General features: G+C 65.3%; 15 protein-coding genes. 7 read left to right on the top strand and 8 right to left on the bottom strand.

Features of this window, described 5'->3' with window-relative positions; genetic code table 11:
* Positions 1–228: 228 nt before the first annotated feature.
* Positions 229–1,260: a threonine aldolase family protein gene (locus BUE39_RS24090; protein ID WP_073431221.1), complete on the bottom strand. Its 1,032-nt coding sequence runs from the start codon at positions 1,258–1,260 to the stop codon at positions 229–231.
* A gap of 614 nt (positions 1,261–1,874) precedes the next feature.
* A complete protein-coding gene (locus BUE39_RS24085; protein WP_073431233.1) occupies positions 1,875–3,407 on the bottom strand; it encodes a YbfB/YjiJ family MFS transporter in 1,533 nt (510 codons plus the stop codon).
* Between the two features lie 116 nt (positions 3,408–3,523).
* Between BUE39_RS24085 and BUE39_RS24080 the strand changes: the two genes are divergently transcribed.
* Positions 3,524–4,444 (top strand): LysR family transcriptional regulator, encoded by a 921-nt coding sequence (locus tag BUE39_RS24080; RefSeq protein ID WP_073431220.1) that lies wholly within the window; start codon positions 3,524–3,526, stop codon positions 4,442–4,444.
* Between the two features lie 59 nt (positions 4,445–4,503).
* On the opposite strand, the gene alaS is transcribed toward BUE39_RS24080, so the two are convergent.
* Positions 4,504–7,128, bottom strand: a complete 2,625-nt coding sequence (gene alaS, locus BUE39_RS24075) for an alanine--tRNA ligase (protein ID WP_073431219.1) — start codon at positions 7,126–7,128, stop codon at positions 4,504–4,506.
* A 294-nt stretch (positions 7,129–7,422) separates the two neighbouring features.
* On the opposite strand from alaS, the gene BUE39_RS24070 reads away from it, so the two are divergent.
* Positions 7,423–8,643, top strand: coding sequence for a CaiB/BaiF CoA transferase family protein (locus tag BUE39_RS24070; RefSeq protein WP_073431232.1), 1,221 nt, complete (start codon positions 7,423–7,425; stop codon positions 8,641–8,643).
* A gap of 34 nt (positions 8,644–8,677) precedes the next feature.
* Here the strand turns inward: BUE39_RS24070 and BUE39_RS24065 are convergent, their stop codons facing one another.
* Positions 8,678–9,223, bottom strand: coding sequence for an RBBP9/YdeN family alpha/beta hydrolase (locus tag BUE39_RS24065; RefSeq protein WP_235004927.1), 546 nt, complete (start codon positions 9,221–9,223; stop codon positions 8,678–8,680).
* Between the two features lie 124 nt (positions 9,224–9,347).
* A complete protein-coding gene (ggt, locus tag BUE39_RS24060) occupies positions 9,348–11,117 on the bottom strand; it encodes a gamma-glutamyltransferase (protein ID WP_073431217.1) in 1,770 nt (589 codons plus the stop codon).
* A gap of 390 nt (positions 11,118–11,507) precedes the next feature.
* Between ggt and BUE39_RS24055 the strand changes: the two genes are divergently transcribed.
* Both BUE39_RS24055 and BUE39_RS24050 read left to right on the top strand, forming a co-directional pair.
* Positions 11,508–13,217: a glutamine--tRNA ligase/YqeY domain fusion protein gene (locus BUE39_RS24055; RefSeq protein ID WP_073431216.1), complete on the top strand. Its 1,710-nt coding sequence runs from the start codon at positions 11,508–11,510 to the stop codon at positions 13,215–13,217.
* 140 nt (positions 13,218–13,357) lie between these two features.
* Entirely contained in the window at positions 13,358–14,377 is a 1,020-nt protein-coding gene (locus BUE39_RS24050) for a transporter substrate-binding domain-containing protein (protein WP_084561473.1), read from the top strand.
* 79 nt (positions 14,378–14,456) lie between these two features.
* Here the strand turns inward: BUE39_RS24050 and BUE39_RS24045 are convergent, their stop codons facing one another.
* Positions 14,457–14,906 (bottom strand): NUDIX hydrolase, encoded by a 450-nt coding sequence (locus BUE39_RS24045; RefSeq protein ID WP_073431230.1) that lies wholly within the window; start codon positions 14,904–14,906, stop codon positions 14,457–14,459.
* A gap of 85 nt (positions 14,907–14,991) precedes the next feature.
* A complete protein-coding gene (locus BUE39_RS24040) occupies positions 14,992–15,381 on the bottom strand; it encodes an RT0821/Lpp0805 family surface protein (protein WP_073431215.1) in 390 nt (129 codons plus the stop codon).
* Between the two features lie 297 nt (positions 15,382–15,678).
* Between BUE39_RS24040 and BUE39_RS24035 the strand changes: the two genes are divergently transcribed.
* Positions 15,679–15,915: a hypothetical protein gene (locus BUE39_RS24035; protein WP_073431214.1), complete on the top strand. Its 237-nt coding sequence runs from the start codon at positions 15,679–15,681 to the stop codon at positions 15,913–15,915.
* A 38-nt stretch (positions 15,916–15,953) separates the two neighbouring features.
* Here the strand turns inward: BUE39_RS24035 and BUE39_RS24030 are convergent, their stop codons facing one another.
* Entirely contained in the window at positions 15,954–17,408 is a 1,455-nt protein-coding gene (locus BUE39_RS24030) for a cytochrome-c peroxidase (protein ID WP_084561472.1), read from the bottom strand.
* A 215-nt stretch (positions 17,409–17,623) separates the two neighbouring features.
* On the opposite strand from BUE39_RS24030, the gene BUE39_RS24025 reads away from it, so the two are divergent.
* Complete coding sequence (locus BUE39_RS24025) at positions 17,624–19,195, top strand: acid phosphatase (RefSeq protein ID WP_073431212.1); 1,572 nt, start codon at positions 17,624–17,626, stop codon at positions 19,193–19,195.
* 370 nt (positions 19,196–19,565) lie between these two features.
* Positions 19,566–19,949, top strand: coding sequence for a DUF427 domain-containing protein (locus BUE39_RS24020; protein WP_073431211.1), 384 nt, complete (start codon positions 19,566–19,568; stop codon positions 19,947–19,949).
* The last annotated feature ends 22 nt before the right edge of the window (positions 19,950–19,971 follow it).

Here is a 19,971-nt window from a genome sequence, read left to right as displayed (position 1 = left end):
GGTCGTGCAGGTCGTGCAGGTCGTGCAGGTCGTGCAGGTCGTGCAGGTCGTGCAGGTCGTGCAGGTCGTGCGATGCGGGTGTTCAGCAGGTGGTTCCGTGGCTGGTTTTACGCCTGACTTCAACGTGCGGCTATCGCACTTCGCTCGGTATGCGGCTTCAGCACCGCGGTCGACGCGCGATCTCAACGCGAGCGCGGCACCGATGCGGCGTCCAACTCCAATACGAACTCACGCCGCGCACAAGTCCCGCAGTTCGGCGGCGAAACGCTCGACGGTTTCCGGCTGCGTGTCCCACGCGCACATCAGCCGGCAACCGCCCGCGCCGATGAACTCGTAGAACTTCCAGCCGCGCGTGCGCATCGCGCTCGCGGCTTGCGGGGGCAACTGCGCGAAGACCGCGTTCGATTCCGCGGAGAACATGATGCTCACGCCGGGGATTTCCCGCAACCGCGTCTGCAGCAATTGCGCCATTGCGTTCGCATGACGCGCGTTGCGCAGCCATACGTCGTTATCGAGCAGACCGAGCCAGGGCGCGGAGATGAAGCGCATCTTCGAGGCCAGTTGGCCGGCCTGCTTCAGCCGGTAGGCGAAATCGTCGGCGAGCGTCCGGTCGAAAAACACCACCGCTTCACCGACCGGCAAGCCGTTCTTGGTGCCGCCGAAGCACAATACGTCGACGCCCGCGCGCCACGTGATCTCCGACGGATGCACGTCGAGCGCGGCGACCGCGTTCGCAAAACGCGCGCCGTCCATATGCACTTTCAGATGACGCCGTTTGGCGGTCGCCGTGATCGCCCGCACTTCGTCGACGCTGTAGACGGTGCCGACTTCCGTCGATTGGGTCAGCGTGACGACCTTCGGCTTGGGGTAATGGATGTCGGCGCGGCGCGTGACGACCGCTTCGATCGCCTCCGGCGTGAGCTTGCCGCCGACGCCCGGCGCGGTCAGCAGCTTCGAGCCGCCCGAGAAGAATTCCGGGCCGCCGCATTCGTCGGTTTCGATGTGCGCGAGTTCGTGGCAGATCACCGAGTGGTACGACTGACACAGCGACGCGAGCGCCAGCGAATTGGCCGCCGTGCCGTTGAACACGAAGAACACTTCGCAGTCGGTCTGGAACAGTTCGCGCAGACGGTCGCAGACCTGGTTGGTCCAGGAGTCGTCGCCGTAGGCCGGTTCGTGGCCGCTGTGGTTGGCGGCGATCAGCGCCTCGAGCGCTTCGGGACAGATGCCGGCGTAGTTGTCGGACGCGAAATGTTGCATGGATGGCGGCGCGTCCGGCGACGGGCGCGCTGAGATGGCGGAAAAGCGGTCATTTTAGAGCGCTGCGGGGTGATTTGTTTTTTTGGCGGTGGGTTGGGTGGCGGTCCGGTGGCGGTTTGACTTGCCGTTGGTCGATGCGTTGGTCGCTGCGGCCGAGGGGGCATGCGTCGACCATCGCGGCGATGGCGCGCGGCCACTTACGGTTTAGGGGCGGCGGTCGGCAGCAGTATCAATCGCGCATTCGGCGATGGTTGCGGCGATGGGCCTTGCGGCGGGTTCGACACGCCATTCGTTGCAGCGGCAAGCGGGCAACCGGCGGTGACAGCGGACAGGTTCGCTACGGACGCGTCGATACGCCCATTAATCGCAATCCGGTGACGGTTACGGCGAACGCCCCTGGCTTGGCACGCCATGCGTTGCAGCGGCAAGCGGCGGTGGTCGCGAACATGTCCGCTACGGTCGCGTCGATACGCCCATTAATCGCAGTTGCAAGCGGCCACCCAGTGACAGTTACGGCGAGCGCCCCTTAGCTCCGCACGCCATGCGTTGCAGCGGCAAGCGGACAACCGGCGGTGGTCGCGAACATGCCCTCTCCGGTCGCCTCGATCCTTCCCTCAACCGCAGTTGCAGGCGGGCATCCGGCCGCGTCCGCGCGACATCCGCGTCACGACGATCAGCCCGGCCGCGCCCAGCAGCAACGCGCCCGCCGCCAGCCACAAGGCGGGCGAAAACGATCCGGTTCGTTCAGCGATCGGCGCGGCGACAAGCGGACCGACGATCTGACCGACGCCGTAGGCCGCCGTCGCGTAGCCCATCAGACCGGCCGCGTCGTCGCCGCGCAGACGCCGCGCCTCGCGCATCGCGAACAGCGTGATCGCGGTGAACGGCAGGCCGATCAGGATGCTGCCGAGCGAAAAGCCGCCCGCCGTCGGCCAGACGATGCCGAGCGCGATGCCCAGGGCCTGTAGCACATAGCAGCCGGCGAGCAGCGTGCGGTTATCCCAATGCACCGGCAGGCGCGCCGCGAGCAGTGCGCCGACCATCAGCGCCGCGCCGAACATCGGCCAGAACAGATCGGGCCACGACGAGCCCGGCAGCGCATGGCGCGCGATCACCGGCAGGAAAGTTGCGGTGATGATGTAGCCGAAGCCGGGGACGCCGTAGAGCAGGATCAGCCAGAAGGCGTCGGCGCGATGCGGGGTTCCGGTCGCCGGGGTTGGGGTCGGCGAGATCCGGTTCGGCGAGGTTGGGTTCGGCGAGGCTGGGTTCGCCGAGGCCGGATTCGCCGAAGTCGGATTCGCCGAGGCCCGGTTCGCCGAGGCCCGGTTCGCCGACGCCGGGTTCGCCGCAGTCGGGTTCGCTGAGGCCGGATCCGCCGGCGTCGGATTCGCCAGAGCGGGATTCGCCACGCTTGAGCCCACAACGTATTGGCTCGTGGCGTGTCGGTCTGCAACACGCTGGTTTGCATCGGTTGCGCCGGCGGAAGCGGCCGCGCGCGCATTCGCACTGCCCGTACTGCTCCCACTGCGCGCCGACGAGCCCGCCGCCGCCCCGAAAACTGGCCAAACCACGATCGACAGCACCGCCGCGATCAGCCCAAAGCCGATCCACCCGGCCGTGGCGCCGTAGCCGCCGGCGGCGCTGACCAGCAAACCCGTCCCGGCAATCCCGAAGCCCGGCCCCGTATAGATCACCCCGCCCCAGCCATGCGCGCCCAGTTCGGCGAGCCGCCGCAAGCCCCACTGCGAGGCGAAAACGAAACTCCACGCGCTGACCGCACCGGCGACGAAGCGTACCGCCGCCCACACCCAGAACTGATTCGTGACGCCCATTGCCAGGGTCAGCAGGGCGGTAGCGACGAGCCCCGCACGCACCATGCGCGCCGGTTCGACCCGCAGCGCCGCGCAGGTCACCGCGCCGACAAAATAGCCCGCGTAGTTGAACGACGCGAGCCAGCCGCCGTGCTGGATATCGATCTGCGGCTGACCCGACGCGCCGCCGTGGAGCATCAGCGGCAACAGCGGCGTGAAGGCAAAGCGCCCGATACCGAGGACCACGGCCAGCGTCACCATGCAGGCGAGCGCCGCGCGCCGGGCGGCGTCCCGTTCGGACGAAACGTGCTGCGTGGGGGAAGCGAGATCGTTCATGAGCAGGCGAAAAATGATATCGGACCCGGCGGTCACCGGTCTCAAAGCATATTAGCTTGACCTTTGGATCATGAAAAATGAATAATTTGGATGCCAACCATCGCTAGGAGAGAATCGTGGATCTGGCCGCCTTGACCATCTTTCGCGCCGTCGTGCGAGAAAACGGCGTGACGCGCGCCGCCGCCAAACTCAATCGCGTGCAATCGAACGTCACCACGCGCATCAAGCAGCTCGAGCAGCAACTGGGCACCGACCTGTTCATCCGCGACGGCCGCCGTCTCGTGCTGACGCCCGCCGGCGAGACGCTGCTGCCCTACGCGGAACGTCTGCTCGCGCTCGCTGACGAGGCGCGTCATGCGGTTCGCGAGGACCGTCCGAGCGGACGCTTGCGGTTGGGCACGATGGAAAGCGTCGCGGCAACGCGTCTGCCGGCCTTGCTCGCGCGCTATCACCAGCAGTGGCCGGCTGTCGCGCTGGAACTCGAGACCGGCACGACCGGCAAGCTGATCGAACGGGTGCGCGAGTTCGAGGTGGATGCGGCTTTGGTGGCCACACCGCCGGATCCGGCCTTGCTCGGTGAAATATTCGAGACGGTGTCGGTGTTCAGGGAAGAACTGGTGATGCTGACGCCGCGCGGGCATCGGCCGATTCACGAGGTGCGGGACATTGCGCTATCGACGCTGATCGCGTTCGAGCGCGGGTGCGCTTACCGGAGCTACATCGAGAATTGGTATCTGGAACATGGCGTGAGGCCGGCTCGCGTGCTGGAGCTGGGTTCGTATCACGCAATCGTGGCATGCGTGGCCGCGGGCGCGGGGGTGGCCGTGGCGCCACGGTCAGTGCTGAATTTGCAGACCGATGCCAGCAATATCGCGGTTCATGCGCTACCGGATATCGGCGTGATCGAGACGCTTCTCGTGTGGCGGCGCGGGCATTTTTCGCCGGCGCTCAATGCGTTGAAGCAGACGCTGCTGGCTCGCGACGATGCGGTGGAATCGCCCGCGGTTACAGCGGTTACAGCGGTTGATGCCGGCTGATCGCAGACCACGCGGGACGCTAAAACCGCAGCGCCCGCGTGGCACACATCAACCTCGACTCAAAGCTGGGCCTCGACCCAGCCCTTGACGCCGGCAAGCGCCGCCGGCAGATTCGCCGGCTCGGTGCCGCCCGCCTGGGCCATGTCCGGCCGGCCACCGCCCTTGCCGCCGACCTGCTGCGCGACGAAGTTGACCAGCTCGCCGGCCTTGACCCGCTTGCTCGCATCGGCCGTCACACCGGCAATCAGGCTCACCTTGCCGCCCTCGACCGAGGCCAGCACGATGGCCGCGCTCTTGAGCTTGTCCTTCAGCTTGTCGACCGTCTCGCGCAGCGTCTTCACGTCCGCGCCGTCGAGCGTTGCCGCCAGCACATGCACGCCGGCCACTTCGATCGCCTGACCGGCCAGTTCGTCGCCCTGGCTCGACGCCATCTTCGACTTCAGCGCGCTCAGTTCCTTCTCGAGCGATTTCACCTGGTCCTGCACCTGCACGATCCGCTGCGTCAGTTCCGACGGCTGCGCCTTCAGCGCGGCTGCTGCCGCGTTGATCTTCGCATCGAGGTCCTGCACGAAGCGCACGGCGTTGTCGCCCGTGATCGCCTCCACGCGACGAATGCCCGCCGCCACGCCGCCTTCCATCACGATCTTGAAGAAGCCGATGTCGCCGGTGCGATGCACGTGCGTGCCGCCGCACAACTCACGCGAGAAACCCAGATCGAGCACGCGCACTTCATCGCCGTACTTTTCGCCGAACAGCGCCATCGCGCCGCCCTTCACCGCTTCGTCGAACGGCATGACGCGCACGATGCCCGGCGCGTTCGCGAGCACTTCGGCGTTGACGATTTCCTCGACGCGGCGGATCTGTTCGTCCGTCATCGGCGCGTTATGCGCGAAGTCGAAACGGGTCTTGTCGGGATCGACCAGCGAGCCCTTCTGCTGCACGTGCGAGCCGAGCACTTCGCGCAGCGCCTTGTGCATCAGGTGGGTCGCCGAGTGATTGCGGGCCGTGCGGGCACGGCGCACCGCGTCGATTTCCGCCTTCACGACGTCGCCGACCTTCAGCGTGCCCTGCTCCAGCGTGCCGTGATGACCGACCACGTCGGCCTGCACCTTCAGCGTGTCGGCGACGGCAAAGCGCACGCTCGCGTTGGCGAGCAAACCCTGGTCGCCGACCTGGCCGCCCGATTCGGCATAGAACGGCGTGTGGTCTAGCACGACGACCGCTTGCTGGCCGTGGCTCACTTCCCGCACCGACGCGCCGTCCACGTACAGCGCGATCACCTTCGCGTCGTCGAAGACAATTTCCTCGTAGCCGTGGAACGTGGTCTTCGCGCCCGAGTATTCGAGGCCCTGCGCCATCTTGAACTTGCCCGCCGCGCGAGCCTGTTCGCGCTGGCGCGCCATGGCTTCGTCGAACGCGGCTTCGTCCACCGTGACTTCGCGCTCGCGGCACACGTCCGCCGTCAGATCGAGCGGGAAGCCGTAGGTGTCGTGCAGCTTGAATGCGAGTTCGCCGTCGAGCGTCTTGCCGCCCTTCGCTTCGAGATCGGCCAGCGCGCTTTCGAGAATCGACATGCCGTGCTCGATGGTCTCGAAGAAGCGCTCTTCTTCCTGGCGCAGCACGTCGGTCACGCGTTGTTCGGCTTGCTTCAGTTCAGGATAGGCGCCGCCCATTTGCGCGACGAGGTCGGCCACCATGCGATGAAAGAACGAACCCTTCTTGCCCAGCTTGTAGCCATGCCGGATCGCGCGGCGCACGATCCGGCGCAGCACGTAGCCGCGGCCCTCGTTGCCCGGAATCACGCCGTCGACGATCAGGAACGAGCACGCGCGAATGTGATCGGCGATCACCTTCAGCGAGTTGTTCGTGAGGTCGCTCACGCCGGTTTCGCGCGCGGCGGCCTGGATGAGCGCCTGGAACAGGTCGATCTCATAGTTGCTGTGCACGTGCTGCAGCACCGCGGCGATACGCTCCAGGCCCATGCCGGTGTCGACGCACTGCTTGGGCAGCGGCGTCATGTTGCCCTGGGCGTCGCGGTTGAACTGCATGAACACGAGATTCCAGATCTCGATGTAGCGGTCGCCGTCTTCCTCAGGCGATCCCGGCGGGCCGCCCCACACCTCGGGACCGTGGTCGTAGAAGATTTCCGAGCATGGGCCGCACGGCCCGGTGTCGGCCATCTGCCAGAAGTTGTCCGACGCGTAGCGCGCGCCCTTGTTGTCGCCGATGCGGATGATGCGCTCGACCGGCACGCCCACTTCCTTCGCCCAGATGTCGTGCGCCTCGTCGTCTTCCTGATAGACCGTCACCCACAGCTTGTCTTTCGGCAACTGATAAACGCCCGTCAGCAATTCCCACGCGTAGTGGATCGCGTCGCGCTTGAAATAGTCGCCGAACGAGAAGTTGCCCAGCATTTCGAAGAACGTGTGGTGACGCGCGGTGTAGCCGACGTTTTCCAGATCGTTGTGCTTGCCGCCGGCGCGCACGCTGCGCTGCGCGGTCGTGGCACGCGAGTACGGACGCGACTCCGCGCCGAGGAACACATCTTTGAACTGCACCATTCCCGAATTGGTGAAGAGCAGCGTGGGGTCGTTGCCGGGCACAAGGCTCGACGAGCGAACGATCGTATGGCCCTTCGATTCGAAGAACTTGAGGAATTTCTCGCGGATTTCGGCGGCTTTCATAGCGTGCGGGGGACGGGTTTGCCAGTTCCCTGGCTGTTACCGGCGGCATCGTAGGATGCGCCAACTGTTTGTTTCTTAATCGGCCGATTATACGGGATCGGCGCGCCTGCGCGGCAGCGCGCCGTGCGGGTTGGCCGTTCGGCCAGGATTCGTCGAGCCGGATCGGACATCGCCGGCGCGTCGTTCGTCCTATGACGTTCGGCCGACTCCACCCGCGTGCCGGAATCGCTTAAGATCGCCTCACATCCGCGGCGCGAGATGCGCCGCCTCGGCTACCAGGAGACAACGACGAATATGGGCGCTCTCAGTCACATCCGCGTGCTGGATCTCACACGCGTGCTCGCCGGACCGTGGTGCGCGCAGACCCTCGCCGATTTCGGCGCCGACGTCATCAAGATCGAGCGCCCGCGGGTCGGCGACGACACGCGCCACTGGGGGCCGCCATACCTCAAAACGCCGGACGGCGCGGATACCCGCGAGGCCGCGTACTACCTCGCCGCGAACCGCAACAAGCGCTCGGTCACCGTGGACATCGCATCGCCCGAAGGCCAGCGGATCATTCGCGAACTGGCCGCGCAAAGCGACGTGGTGCTGGAGAACTACAAGGTCGGCCAGTTGAAGAAATACGGCCTCGATTACGCGTCGCTCAAGGAAGTGAAGCCCGATCTGGTCTATTGCTCGGTGACCGGCTTCGGGCAGACCGGGCCGTATGCGCAGCGAGCGGGCTACGACTTCATCGTGCAGGGCATCGGCGGTTTCATGAGCATTACCGGCGAACGCGACGGCCAGCCGGGCGGCGGTCCGCAAAAGGCCGGCGTGGCGATCGCCGACCTGATGACCGGCATGTATTCGACCATCGCCGTGCTCACCGCGCTCACGCATCGCGACCGCACGGGCGAAGGCCAGTACATCGACATGGCGCTGCTCGACGTGCAGGTGGCGATGCTCGCGAACATGAATTCGAATTACCTCGCCAGCGGCCAGCCGCCAGTGCGGTGGGGCAATGCGCACCCGAACATCGTGCCCTACCAGACCTTCCAGACGAGCGACGGCTGGATCATCGTCGCGGTCGGCAACGACGGGCAGTTCCGCAAATTCGTCGAGGCGGGCGGCCGCGCGGAACTGGCCGACGACGAGCGTTTCGCCACCAACCCGGCCCGCGTACGCCATCGCGAAGTTCTCGTGCCGATTCTGGCGGAAATGGTTCGACTGCAGGGCAAACAGCAGTGGATCGCGGCGCTGGAGGCGGCGGGCGTACCGTGTGGGCCGATCAACGATCTGGGCGAGGTGTTCGAGAACGAGCAGGTGGTGGCGCGCGGCATGCAGGTGGATCTGCCGCATCCGTCGGGCGGCACGGTCAAGCTGGTGCGCAACCCGATCAATATGACGGGCACGCCGCCCGAGGCGTTGACGCATCCGCCCACGCTCGGCGAGCACACCGAGAGCATTTTGCGCGACGTACTCGGTTACGACGAGGCAAGGATCGCGGCGCTGCGGGCGCAGTCGGTGATTTGAGCTTGCCGGCGCGGCGCGGGCACAAACGTCGGGCTCAACCTCGCTCGCCGAATGAGGCCAGCCAGCGCCGCCCTTCTTCCCAATCGCCGAGCCCGCTATCGGCGTTGATGTGGCCGCGCGGACCGAGGTCGATCCAGCGGCTGCCCCAAGCGTTCGCACAGGTCTGAGAGAACGGCACGCCGCCATACGGATCGTCGCTGCTCGCCACGACGATGCTCGCGAACGGCAAGCGCGTGAGCGGCACCGGCGCAAAGCCGCTCGCGTCCTCTGGAAAATGGGCCTCGGACGGATCGGGCACCGCCACCAGCAACGCGCCCGCCACCTTCGCAAGCTGCTTCGCGCTCGCATATCGCGCCGCCCAGAAAGCGGTCGTCAGGCAGCCCAGGCTATGCGCGGCCAACACCACCGGCGCGCGCGCCGCGGCTACGGCGGCGTCGAGCGTGCGGCACCAGGCATCGCGCACCGGATGATCCCAGTCGGGCATTGGCACCCGCAGGCACGAGGCATCGAGGGCTTCCCAGCGCGTTTGCCAGTGACCGGCGCCGGAGTTTTGATAACCGGGCAGGACCAGTGTGGTCATGTTTTGTTGTGTGGTTGCGTGTTGTGTCATTGCGTTCCCCGCCGCCGTTTGCGACGATCTTCGTTGCCATTCTTTCTGGCCGTTGGCTTTGCAGTTCGTTTCGCTCGCGCGGCCGGCGCCCGCTTCAACGGATCACGCGAGCCACACCCGCGCCGCGCGGATCCGCCGCCGGCTCGGGCAGCGTGCCGTCGATGCGAATCATCTGCACGTCGCCGTTGAACGACTGCCCTTCCAGCGCGTAGCCCATGCCTTGCAGTTGCTCGGCCAGCTCGCCCGTAATCGGGTGATACGGCTCGAAGTAGATCGTCTTCGGTGGCAGCAACTGATGATGGAACCGCAGCGCGGCGAGCGCATCGGTGGGCGTCATGTTGAAGTCGTAGAGATCGGTCATCACCTGGAAAATCGACGTCAGGATACGCGAGCCGCCCGGCGTGCCGATCACGAGCGACACCTTGTCGTCCTTCAACAGAATCGTCGGCGTCATCGACGAGAGCGGCCGGCGTCCCGGCGCAATGGTGTTGGTGTCGAGGCTGTTCACGCCAGGCTGACTTGCTCCCGCAGCGCTCGCGCCGCTCGGCTTCGTGACGAAGTCGTCCATGGCGTCGTTCAGCAGAAAGCCGCCGCCGTCCACCACCACCCCCGAGCCGAATGGCCCGTTCAGCGTGTAGGTGTTCGAGACGGCATTGCCCCACTTGTCGACCACCGAGAAATGCGTGGTTTGCGCCTTTTCCGGCATCGCGTCGCCGAGGCCGGGCTTCACCGGCGCCGCGCCCGGCACTTCGTCGGGCTTGACCTCGTCGGCGCGTTGCGCGAGGTAGGCGTCGTCGAGCAGTTTGTCGACCGGCACCTTGAACGAATCCGGATCGCCCATGTATTGCTGCCGATCGGCGAACACGCGGTCCTCGATCTGCGCGATCAAATGGATGTACGGCGCGGAGTTCAACTCGACACCGTCGAACGCCTGCTTCAGTGCGGCCTTCATTTTCAGCATCTGGATCAGGCCCACGCCGCCCGAGCTCGGCGGCGGCGCCGTGACCACCCGGTAGCCGTTCCAGTCGGCGGTGAGCGGCTGGCGCCACACGGCCTTGTATTGAATCAGGTCCTGTTTGGTGACGAGACCGTGGCCGTACATTTGCTGGGCGATCAGTTCGGCGGTGCGGCCTTCGTAAAACTCACGGCCGCCGTCGTCGGCGATACGCGCCAGGGTTTGCGCGAGTTCCGGCTGGCGGTACGTCACGCCCGCCTTGAGATTCGAGAAGTAGGCGTCGAAGTTGGTCTTGCCCGCGAAGGTCTTCACCACGGCGTCGCGGCGCTGCTGCAGCCAGGGCTCGGCCTGGAAGCCGTCGGTGGCATAACGGAGCGCGGGCGCCAGCACCTGCTTCCACTTCAGCTTGCCGAAACGGCGCTGCGCCTGCCACATGCCGTCGACCGTACCCGGCACGGCCACCGCGCGATGGCCGACGGCGCTCATGCCCGGCACCGGGTTGCCCTTGTCGTCGAGATACATCTCGCGGGTCGCCTGTTGCGGCGCGCGCTCGCGGTAGTCCAGAAAGTACGGCTTGCCGTCCATGAACACGGTCATGAATCCGCCGCCGCCGAGGTTCCCCGCGTCCGGCGCGGTCACCGCGAGCGTGAACGCGATCGCCACGGCGGCGTCCACCGCGTTGCCCCCGGCGGCGAAGATCTGCTGCGCGGCGTCCGCGCTGTAGCGATCGGGCACGGCGACCGCCGACGCGTCGAGCGCGGCCTTCGGCGGCGGCGTTTTCGCGAGCGCCGGGGCCGGCGTGACGACGCTGCCGGCGAACGCGACGACCACGGCCGAAACCATGACGAGGCGGGCGAAGGAAACAGAAGCGAAAGGCGCGCGAGGCGCGTCGTGCGTCGGGACTGACATCCGAGAAACTCCGGAAACGAAGGGCGCCACGGGGCGCGAGCAGACAGGATTCGGGCGCGGTGGCAAATGGGCGGTGCGTCTTGCAAGGGCGGCTGCCGTGCTTCTCGCGCGGTGCGGCTTGTGCGGAAATTCAAAGGCGGCGGCGCTTCCCGCGCGGCTCGCATCCCGAACGGCGCGCCTCCGCGCCGCTCGCATCCTAAGTCGGCGGCGCGCGCGTCGACAAAACGTTTTACCTCCTGTTACAGCGCCCGGCCCCGCCCTTGAATTTCCGCGCAAACCGCCCGAACATGGGCCGCGCGCCGCACTCGCCTGCCGCCAAGGGCCTCGTCAGGTAGAATTAACGGATAAGTGGGCGCATTGCGCACCCCCGACAGACTTTCACCTTCTCGCATGAATACCGAACGCAACGACGCGCCAGCGGCATCCAATTTCATCCGCAACATCATCGACGACGACAACCGCAGCGGCAAGTGGGGCCAGCGCGTCGAAACGCGCTTTCCGCCCGAGCCGAACGGCTATCTGCACATCGGTCACGCCAAGAGCATCTGCCTGAATTTCGGCGTGGCGCGCAGCTACGGCGGCGTGTGCCATCTGCGTTTCGACGACACGAACCCGGAAAAGGAAAGCGTCGAATACGTCGACTCGATCATCGACGCCGTGCGCTGGCTCGGCTTCGAATGGGAAAAGGACGGCAAATCGCAGCTCTACTACGCGAGCGACTACTACGACAAGCTCTACGAATTCGCCGAACTGCTGATCGAGCGCGGCAAGGCGTATGTGGACAGCCAGTCGGCGGAAGAAATGCGCGCGAACCGCGGTTCGGCAACCGAGGCCGGCACGCCGTCGCGCTTTCGCGACCGTTCGGTGCAGGACAACCTCGACCTGTTCCGCCGCATGAAGGCCGGCGAGTTCAAGGAAGGCGAGCACGTGCTGCGCGCGAAGATCGACATGGCCTCGCCGAACTTCAACATGCGCGACCCCGTGATCTACCGGATCCGCTTCGCGCATCACTACCGCACCGGCGACAAGTGGTGCGTGTACCCGATGTACGACTACACGCACTGCATCTCGGACGCGCTGGAAAACATCACGCATTCGCTGTGCACGCTCGAGTTCGAGGACCATCGTCCGCTGTACGACTGGATCCTGAACGAGCTTGCCGACGCCGGCATCTTCACGCGTCCGCTGCCGCAGCAAATCGAATTTTCGCGCCTGAATCTGACCTACGCGATCACCAGCAAGCGCAAGCTGCTGCAACTGGTGAACGAAGGCCATGTCGACGGCTGGGACGATCCGCGCATGCCGACCATCGTCGGCGTGCGCCGGCGCGGCTTCACGCCGGAGTCGATCCAGTTGTTCTGCGAGCGCATCGGCGTCACCAAGGTCGATTCATGGATCGACATGAGCGTGTTCGAAGGCGCGCTGCGTGACGATCTCGACGAAAAAGCGCCGCGCATCGCGGCCGTGCTCGATCCGGTCAAGCTGATCATCAATAACTTCCCGATGGGTCTCACCGAGCCGTGCAGCGCGCCGGTCCATCCGCATCATCCGGAACAGGGCATTCGCGAGTTCCCGATCTCACGCGAGCTGTGGATCGAGCGCGACGACTACACGGAAACGCCGCCGAAGGGCTACTTCCGCCTCTTCCCCGGCAACAAGGTGCGCCTGCGTTACGGCTACGTGATCGAATGCACGGGCGCCGACAAGGACGAGAACGGCAACGTCGTCGCGGTCCACTGCAACTACTTCCCGGACAGCAAATCGGGCACCGAAGGCGCGAACAACTACAAGGTGAAGGGCAACATTCACTGGGTCAGCGCGGCCGCCGCGTACCCGGCCGAAGTACGCATCTACGACCGTCTGTTCAAGGAGCCGCAACCGGACGCCGGCGGCCGCGACTTCCTCGAAGCGCTGAATCCCGATTCCAAACGCGTGGTCAACGCGTACCTCGAGCAGGGCGCACACCACGCGCTGCCCGAGCAGCGCTATCAGTTCGAACGCCACGGCTACTTCGTCGCCGACCGTGTCGATTCGAAGCCGGGCAAACCCGTATTCAATCGCATCGTGAGCTTGCGCGACAGTTGGGGCAAGCCGGCGTAAGCTGAAGCGGATGCCGCTCGCGGCATGACCAGCGCTGATCGACGGCGTGCATTCCGCTCACGGGGTGCACGCCGTTTCGTTACCAGTGTTCTATCGACAAACGCGGCGCAGCCATGTTCACGCGCCGGCCCGGAGATCCGATGAAAGTTGCAGCCCGCCGCGAAGCGACTCCAGGGAACACGGCAAGCGGACCGCATCGTCATGCGGGCGCCGTTGCCGCCGCGCACCTCGCGCGCTCATCCCGTGCCGCACGTTTCGCGCATCGCGCGCGCCGCGCGCTCGTGGCGTTGGCGACATTGGGCGCGGCGTCGCTCGCCTGCGCCGCCAACACCGAAGAGCTCACCGGAACGCTGAAAAAGATCCACGACGACGGCGTCGTCACACTCGGCGTGCGTGAAGCATCGATTCCCTTCTCGTACTTCGACGGCAAGCAGACAGTCGGCTATTCGCAAACCATCGCATTGCAGATCGTCGACGAGATCAGAAAGACGCTCGGCATGCCGCAACTGCAAGTGCATGAAGTCACCGTCACCTCGTCGAACCGCACGCCGATGCTGCTGAACAACCAGATCGATCTGGAATGCGGCTCGACCACGCATACGGTGGAACGCGAAAACGCGGTCGCTTTTTCCAACAGTTTTTTCCAGTACGCGGTGCGCATGATCGTGCGCAAGAGCAGCGGCATCAGCGATTTTACGGACCTGGCCGGCAAGACGGTCGTGACCACCGCGAGCACCTCCGACGAACGCCTGCTGCGCCGTCTCAACGCAGACAGGCATCTGAACCTGCGCATTACCGCAGCGCGCGATCACGCGGAAGCATTCGCGGCGCTCAAGGAAGAGCGGGCGGTGGCGTTCGTGATGGACGAGCCGATCGTCTACGGTTTCAAATCGACCGACCCGCGTCCCGGCGACTTCGTGGTGACCGGCACGCCGCTCGGCTACGAGGTTTACGCGTGCATGTTTCGCAAGGGGGACGAGCCGCTCCGCAAGCTCGTGAACGGCGTGATCGCGCGCGGACAAATTTCCGGCGACGCGGAACGGTTGTACAAACAATGGTTCACGCAGCCAATTCCGCCGCACGGCATCAACCTGAATTTCCCGCTGTCGGAGCAGAACCGCGCGCTGTTCGCTCATCCGAACGATCGCGCGCTGGACTGAGGCCGGCTGGCGTCCGGCTGCGATCGACACCGATTGAACTTGCGACTGCCGGCGCGCCGGGGTTGCGCGCCGTCGCGGCCTATAACGACCGATGCAGTTCCGCCAGCGATAGCGTGGTCTGAAAGAGCCGCGTGAGACTGCGGCTCGCATATTTCTCGACTTCGTGCGGCGCGACCCAGCGGTATGAATCCATCTCGGGAATCAGCGTGCCGTCGGAGCGGCGCGGAAACATCGACGTGCAGGTGCATGAACTCAGATCGAGTTCGCATGCCTCGGCGCGTGCCGCGAACAGATGCAGATCCTTGTCGCGCCGGTAGACGAACAGGCCGAGGTCTTTCAGACGCCCGGCCTCGATCGCGATGCCGGTCTCCTCGACCATCTCGCGCAGCGCCGTGACGTGCGGCGCCTCGCCCTCCTCGCCATGTCCTTTCGGAATGTCCCAGTGCGACGTTTCGGTGGCGTGCGCAAGCAGCACTCGCCCGTCCGGATCGAGCAGCACGATGCCGCAGGAGACGACCCGCGCGGCCATCATCGGCGCACCGCGCCGGCCGGATGACCCGCGCCGGGACGCACCCGCGGCAAGCCGACGCGCGTTGTCATGCCGGCTCGCATGCTCAGTGCTTTTTCTGCAACTGCCAGTTGCCGCTGCCCTGCTTGCAGAATTGCGGGCGCAGGTTCATGGATTGCCCCTTCGCATTCAGCACGACGCCGACGTCGCGGCAGGTGCGCTCACCCATCTTCGCCGTGTTCCCGGCGGTGATGGTGGCGTCGATCTTCACGCTATTGCCGGTGCCTTCGTTGAGCCAGTTCGCGCTTTCGCCGTCCTGCTTGTCGTTCAGCACGGCGAAGACGGCCTTCTTGATCGAATCGACGTCGCGTTGCTTCATGTAGCTGACCGGCGTGTCGTTCAGAAAACCGAGATTCGCCGCTTGCGCGCCTACTGCGGTGGCAATCAACAGGGCGCCGGCGGTCAGATGAAGCAGGACGCGAGTTCGCATCGACATGAAGAATTCTCCTCGAGAAGTGTTTGGGGCGGTCTCGAACGCGCTTGTCGCGGCTCGTGATTGGACCCCAAAAGCATAGCATGCCGACCTCGATGCGCCGCCGAAGCAGTGACCATGCCGCGGCGAAATTCGCCGCATTCACCGACGCCCCGATCCACGCGCCGCCGTGGCACACGAACGATCAGGCATGGCAAGCGCTCCGTGTTTTCGGACCCGTCAAGTATGTTTTTATCGGGCGTGTTCCTAAGATCGCTCTATTGCGCACAGCGCGCCAGCGAGCCTTATTCAACACCTCAGATGAACGTCTATCTCACCCTCGAAACGCTCGCCGTCGCGCTTGCGCTGCTTTGTGTGGCGCTCATGCCGGCCTCCATCCGCATCGATACCGGTCTCGCGCGACGCATCGTGCCACTGGACAGAGTGCCCGGCATGCGCTGGCCCGCTCTGCTGACCCGCGCCGGGCTCGTGTGCCTCCTCGCATCCTTCGTCCTGCTGCTCGTCGCCTGCTATTACATTCTGGCCGGCACCGGCTGATAACCGCGGCCTGGCGGCCGCTGTCCTCTTTCATCGGTTCAGTTCGCGGCGACTGCCTTGGTCTTTTCGGCGACCACCTTGCCGCCCGCTTCATATCCATCCGTGAGCGTATTCAGAAACGCCACCACGTCCTTGATTTCCGCCTCGTCGAGCGCCGGCTTGTCGCCCGGCTTGCGGTCGAACGGCGGCTCGGTATTCAGGTTGTCCCAGTAGCGCCGCGGCAAATCGTCGAACTTCCGCACACGGCCGTTGACGACCGGATAGAACTTCTCCGGATGCGTGTCCCGCTCGGCGTAAAAGCGCAGCACCTGTTCCAGCGAATCGTAGATGCCGTTGTGGAAGAAGCGCTTCTTCAACGCGACGTTGCGCAGCGTCGGCGTGCGGAACAGGCCGCAAAACTCGGCGCGGCCCTTCAGATCGGTACGCTCCGGTCCACACGCGCCGAGGTCGTAAAAATGCGGATCGCGATTCACCGGCAACGCGCGATTGCGTGGCACGCCGATCGCGATCAGGCCGAAGTCGCTGAACTGCGGCGGCGCGCCGTCCCGCGTGCGCTGGCTGATGTGGCAGCTCGCGCAATTGCCCTTCGTTTCGTCGTTGAACAGTTGCAGACCGTGAAGTTCGGCCTGAGTCAGTTGCGCCTTGCCCGCCAGAAACGCATCGTACTTGCTGGTGTACGGATAGAAAATCCCGGGTGCCTGTTCGAACGTTTCGAGCGCCTGCAACACGGCTTTGAACGTCGCTTCGTCGCTATCGAAAATGCGCGCGCCGAACGCCGCGCGGAAAGCGTCGGCATACGGCGCGGCTTTCACCGCGGCCGTGACCCTGGCCGGCGTGCTGCCCATTTCGAACGACGACAGCAGCGGAATGCGAGCCTGGTCGGCGCCGCGGTCGACGCGGCCGTCCCATGTCAAACCACCGGTCGGCCCCGCGTCCACGCTTTCGTCGCCTTCGTCGTCCGACTCGTGATAGTGCTCGGCGAACGCGGGCACCGATTGCAGATATTTGAGCGTGGGCGCGGCGCGCATGCCGGTACGGTGCATGTCGCTACCGCCCAGTTGCACGGGCAACGCATTGGCCGGCGAAAACGCATGGTCCGGGCTATGGCACGACGCGCAGGCGAGTTTGCCCGAGCCGGATAACGACGCATCGAAGAAGAGCTGTTTGCCGAGCGCCGTCATTTGCCGCACGGATTCGTAGACTTGCGCGCGGCTTTGACCGGCCTGCTGGCCGGCGACCGGTGTGGCTGAAGCCGCCGTTGGCGCGGCCGCGCGCGATCCGCTGACGGCAGCGCTCGCGCCACTCGCGGCGCTTGCAGCGGCAGCGAGCGTCGCCGCAGCGCCCGCGGCCGGCGCCCCCGCATCGCATGCGGCCAATGTCATCGTCATTCCCCCGAGCATGAACGCCGCCAGCGGCGCTTTCATCGTCGTCGATCCGACGCATCGCCGCGCCCGCGCCACAGCGCTCCGAATCCCCGTCAAGGCAAGCCGCATAGGAATGATGTGAGTTCGCGATATCGAAGTCCGCGAGCGTATTTCATGCATATGTCGCTCACATGACATGCGGCCGACCAAAAGCATCTAGAACCAAGCTGTTCGTAAGGCGAAACACATCGTGCTGTCAACTTTCCTTGCGAAACTTTCCCGGACGGCCATCCATGCAAGGCATCACGCGGCCCGTCCCCAACGCGAGAGAGAACCCACATCTTATGAACAAGAAATTGATCTGCGCGGCGCCCCTGGCGATCGCAGCAGCGTTGAGCCTGTATGCGTGCGGCGGCAATGAGATCACGCAGCCGGACATCACATCGATCAAGACGGTCGTGGTGATTTACGCGGAGAACCGCAGCTTCGACAACCTGTACGGCAACTTCCCCGGCGCGAACGGTCTGCAGAACGTGTCGAGCGCGACGCAGGTGGACCGTGACGGCACGCCGCTCGCGACGCTGCCGCAAGTCTGGAACGGCCTGACGCAAACCGGCGTGACGCCGGTGGTCACGCAGGCGATGACGGCCAATCTGCCGAACAGCCCGTTCGCGATCGACGACCCGAAGGGCTTCAACACGCCGATCACCGCGACCACGCGCGACCTGTATCACCGCTTCTACGAAAACCAGATGCAGATCGACGGCGGCAAGAACGACAAGTTCGCCGCGTGGGCCGATTCGGGCGGCCTCGTGATGGGCCACTACACGCTCGACGCCGACAAGCTGCCGCTGTGGAAGATCGCACAGCAGTACACGCTGGCCGACAACTTCTTCATGGGCGCGTTCGGCGGCTCGTTCCTGAATCACCAGTGGCTGGTGTGCGCATGCACGCCGGTCTATCCGAATGCGGACAAGAGCCCGGCGGCGGCTTCGATTTCCGCGGTGGAAAGCGACGGCGTCACGCTGAAGCTCGCGAGCAACTCGCCCGCCTCGGCGTTGAGCGGGCCGCCGAAATACGTGCTGTCGGGCAACCTGACGCCCGACTTCTACGCGATCAACACGATGCAGCCGCCGTATCAACCGAGCGGCAACAAGGCGGCCGCGGGCGGCGACGCGAACCTCGCCGATCCGGCCGCGGCCACCACGCTGCCGGCGCAAACGCAGCAGCACATCGGCGATCTGCTGAACAACGCCAAGGTATCGTGGGCGTGGTATGGCGGCGCGTGGGGCGCGGCGTTGTCGGCGGCGCAAACCGGCACGTCGAACGTGATCTACGGCGCGAATCTGTCGGCGCCGAACTTCCAGCCGCATCATCAGCCGTTCAATTATTTCGCCGACCTGGCGCCGGGCACCGCGAACCGCGCGCAGCATCTGCTCGACGGCGGCCTCGCCGGCTCGGAGTTCATCAAGGCGATCGATAACGGAACGCTGCCGCAAGTGACGTTCTACAAGCCGCAAGGCAACCTGAACGAGCACCCCGGCTACACGGACGTCGCCTCGGGCGACCAGCACATCGCCGATGTGATCTCGCACCTGCAGAAGAGCCCACAGTGGAACAACATGCTGGTGGTGGTGACATACGATGAAAACGGCGGCTTCTGGGATCACGTCGCGCCGCCGAAGGCCGACCGCTGGGGCCCGAGCACGCGTATTCCGGCGTTGATCATCTCGCCGTACGCGAAGAAGGGCTACGTCGATCACACGCAGTACGACACCACATCGATCCTGCGCTTCATCACGCACCGCTTCTCGCTGCCGACGCTGCCGGGCATCGCCGCGCGCGACGCGGCGCTCGCGAGCAACGGTGGCAAGCCGATGGGCGACCTCACCGCGGCTTTGAACATCCGGCAATGAGTGGCGTAACAGCACGAGGGGTGTGGGGGTTCGCGTCCCCTCCACTCGCGCCGGCGTCGGACGTTCAGCAATGAACGTCCAACGAAAGCGCTCGGCAATCCGGCGTGCGGCCACCGACAGTAAGCAACAGTCGGCCTCGTGACGAGGCTTTGACGGGGTAGCTCCGGCTGCCCTTTTTTGTTTTCGGCGCGCGCACCGGCGACGTCGTCACGCCCGCTCGCCGACGTGCTCGCGTGGCGACACAACGGGGCTTGCAATACAGCGTATGCTTCGACCGAAGGCGCGATCATCGTGTCGTCGCGAGCGGCGGCGGCGCTGAATTCCCGGCAATGCGTCGCAGCTTGGTCCACTCTTCCAGGAGCCCGACAGCATGACTGAAAAAACCATCAAGATCCCCGGCCCCGACCATCCGATCACCGTCGAACCGGCCAACGCGCGCGTCATCGTGACCGTGGCCGGCCGCGTGATCGCGGATACGAACAAAGCGCTGGCGCTGCGTGAAGCGTCGTATCCGGCGGTGTATTACATTCCGCGCGACGATGTCGACATGGCGCTGCTCGAGCGCACCGATCACGCAACTTATTGTCCCTACAAAGGCGATTGCGCTTACTACAGCATTGCGATCGGCGGAGAGCGCGCGGTGAATGCGGTATGGACGTACGAGTCGCCTTATGCGGCCGTGAAGGAGATCGCGCGGCATCTCGCGTTCTATCCCGAGCGGGTCGATTCGATCGACGTGCAGCCGGTAGCTTGAGAGGCAATGCGCGCAAGATTTG

Origin of the sequence: Paraburkholderia terricola (genome assembly GCF_900142195.1) — a bacterium.
Lineage (GTDB): Bacteria > Pseudomonadota > Gammaproteobacteria > Burkholderiales > Burkholderiaceae > Paraburkholderia > Paraburkholderia terricola.
Note: the sequence above shows the minus strand (reverse complement) of the source record. Positions and strands in the feature narration are given on the sequence as shown.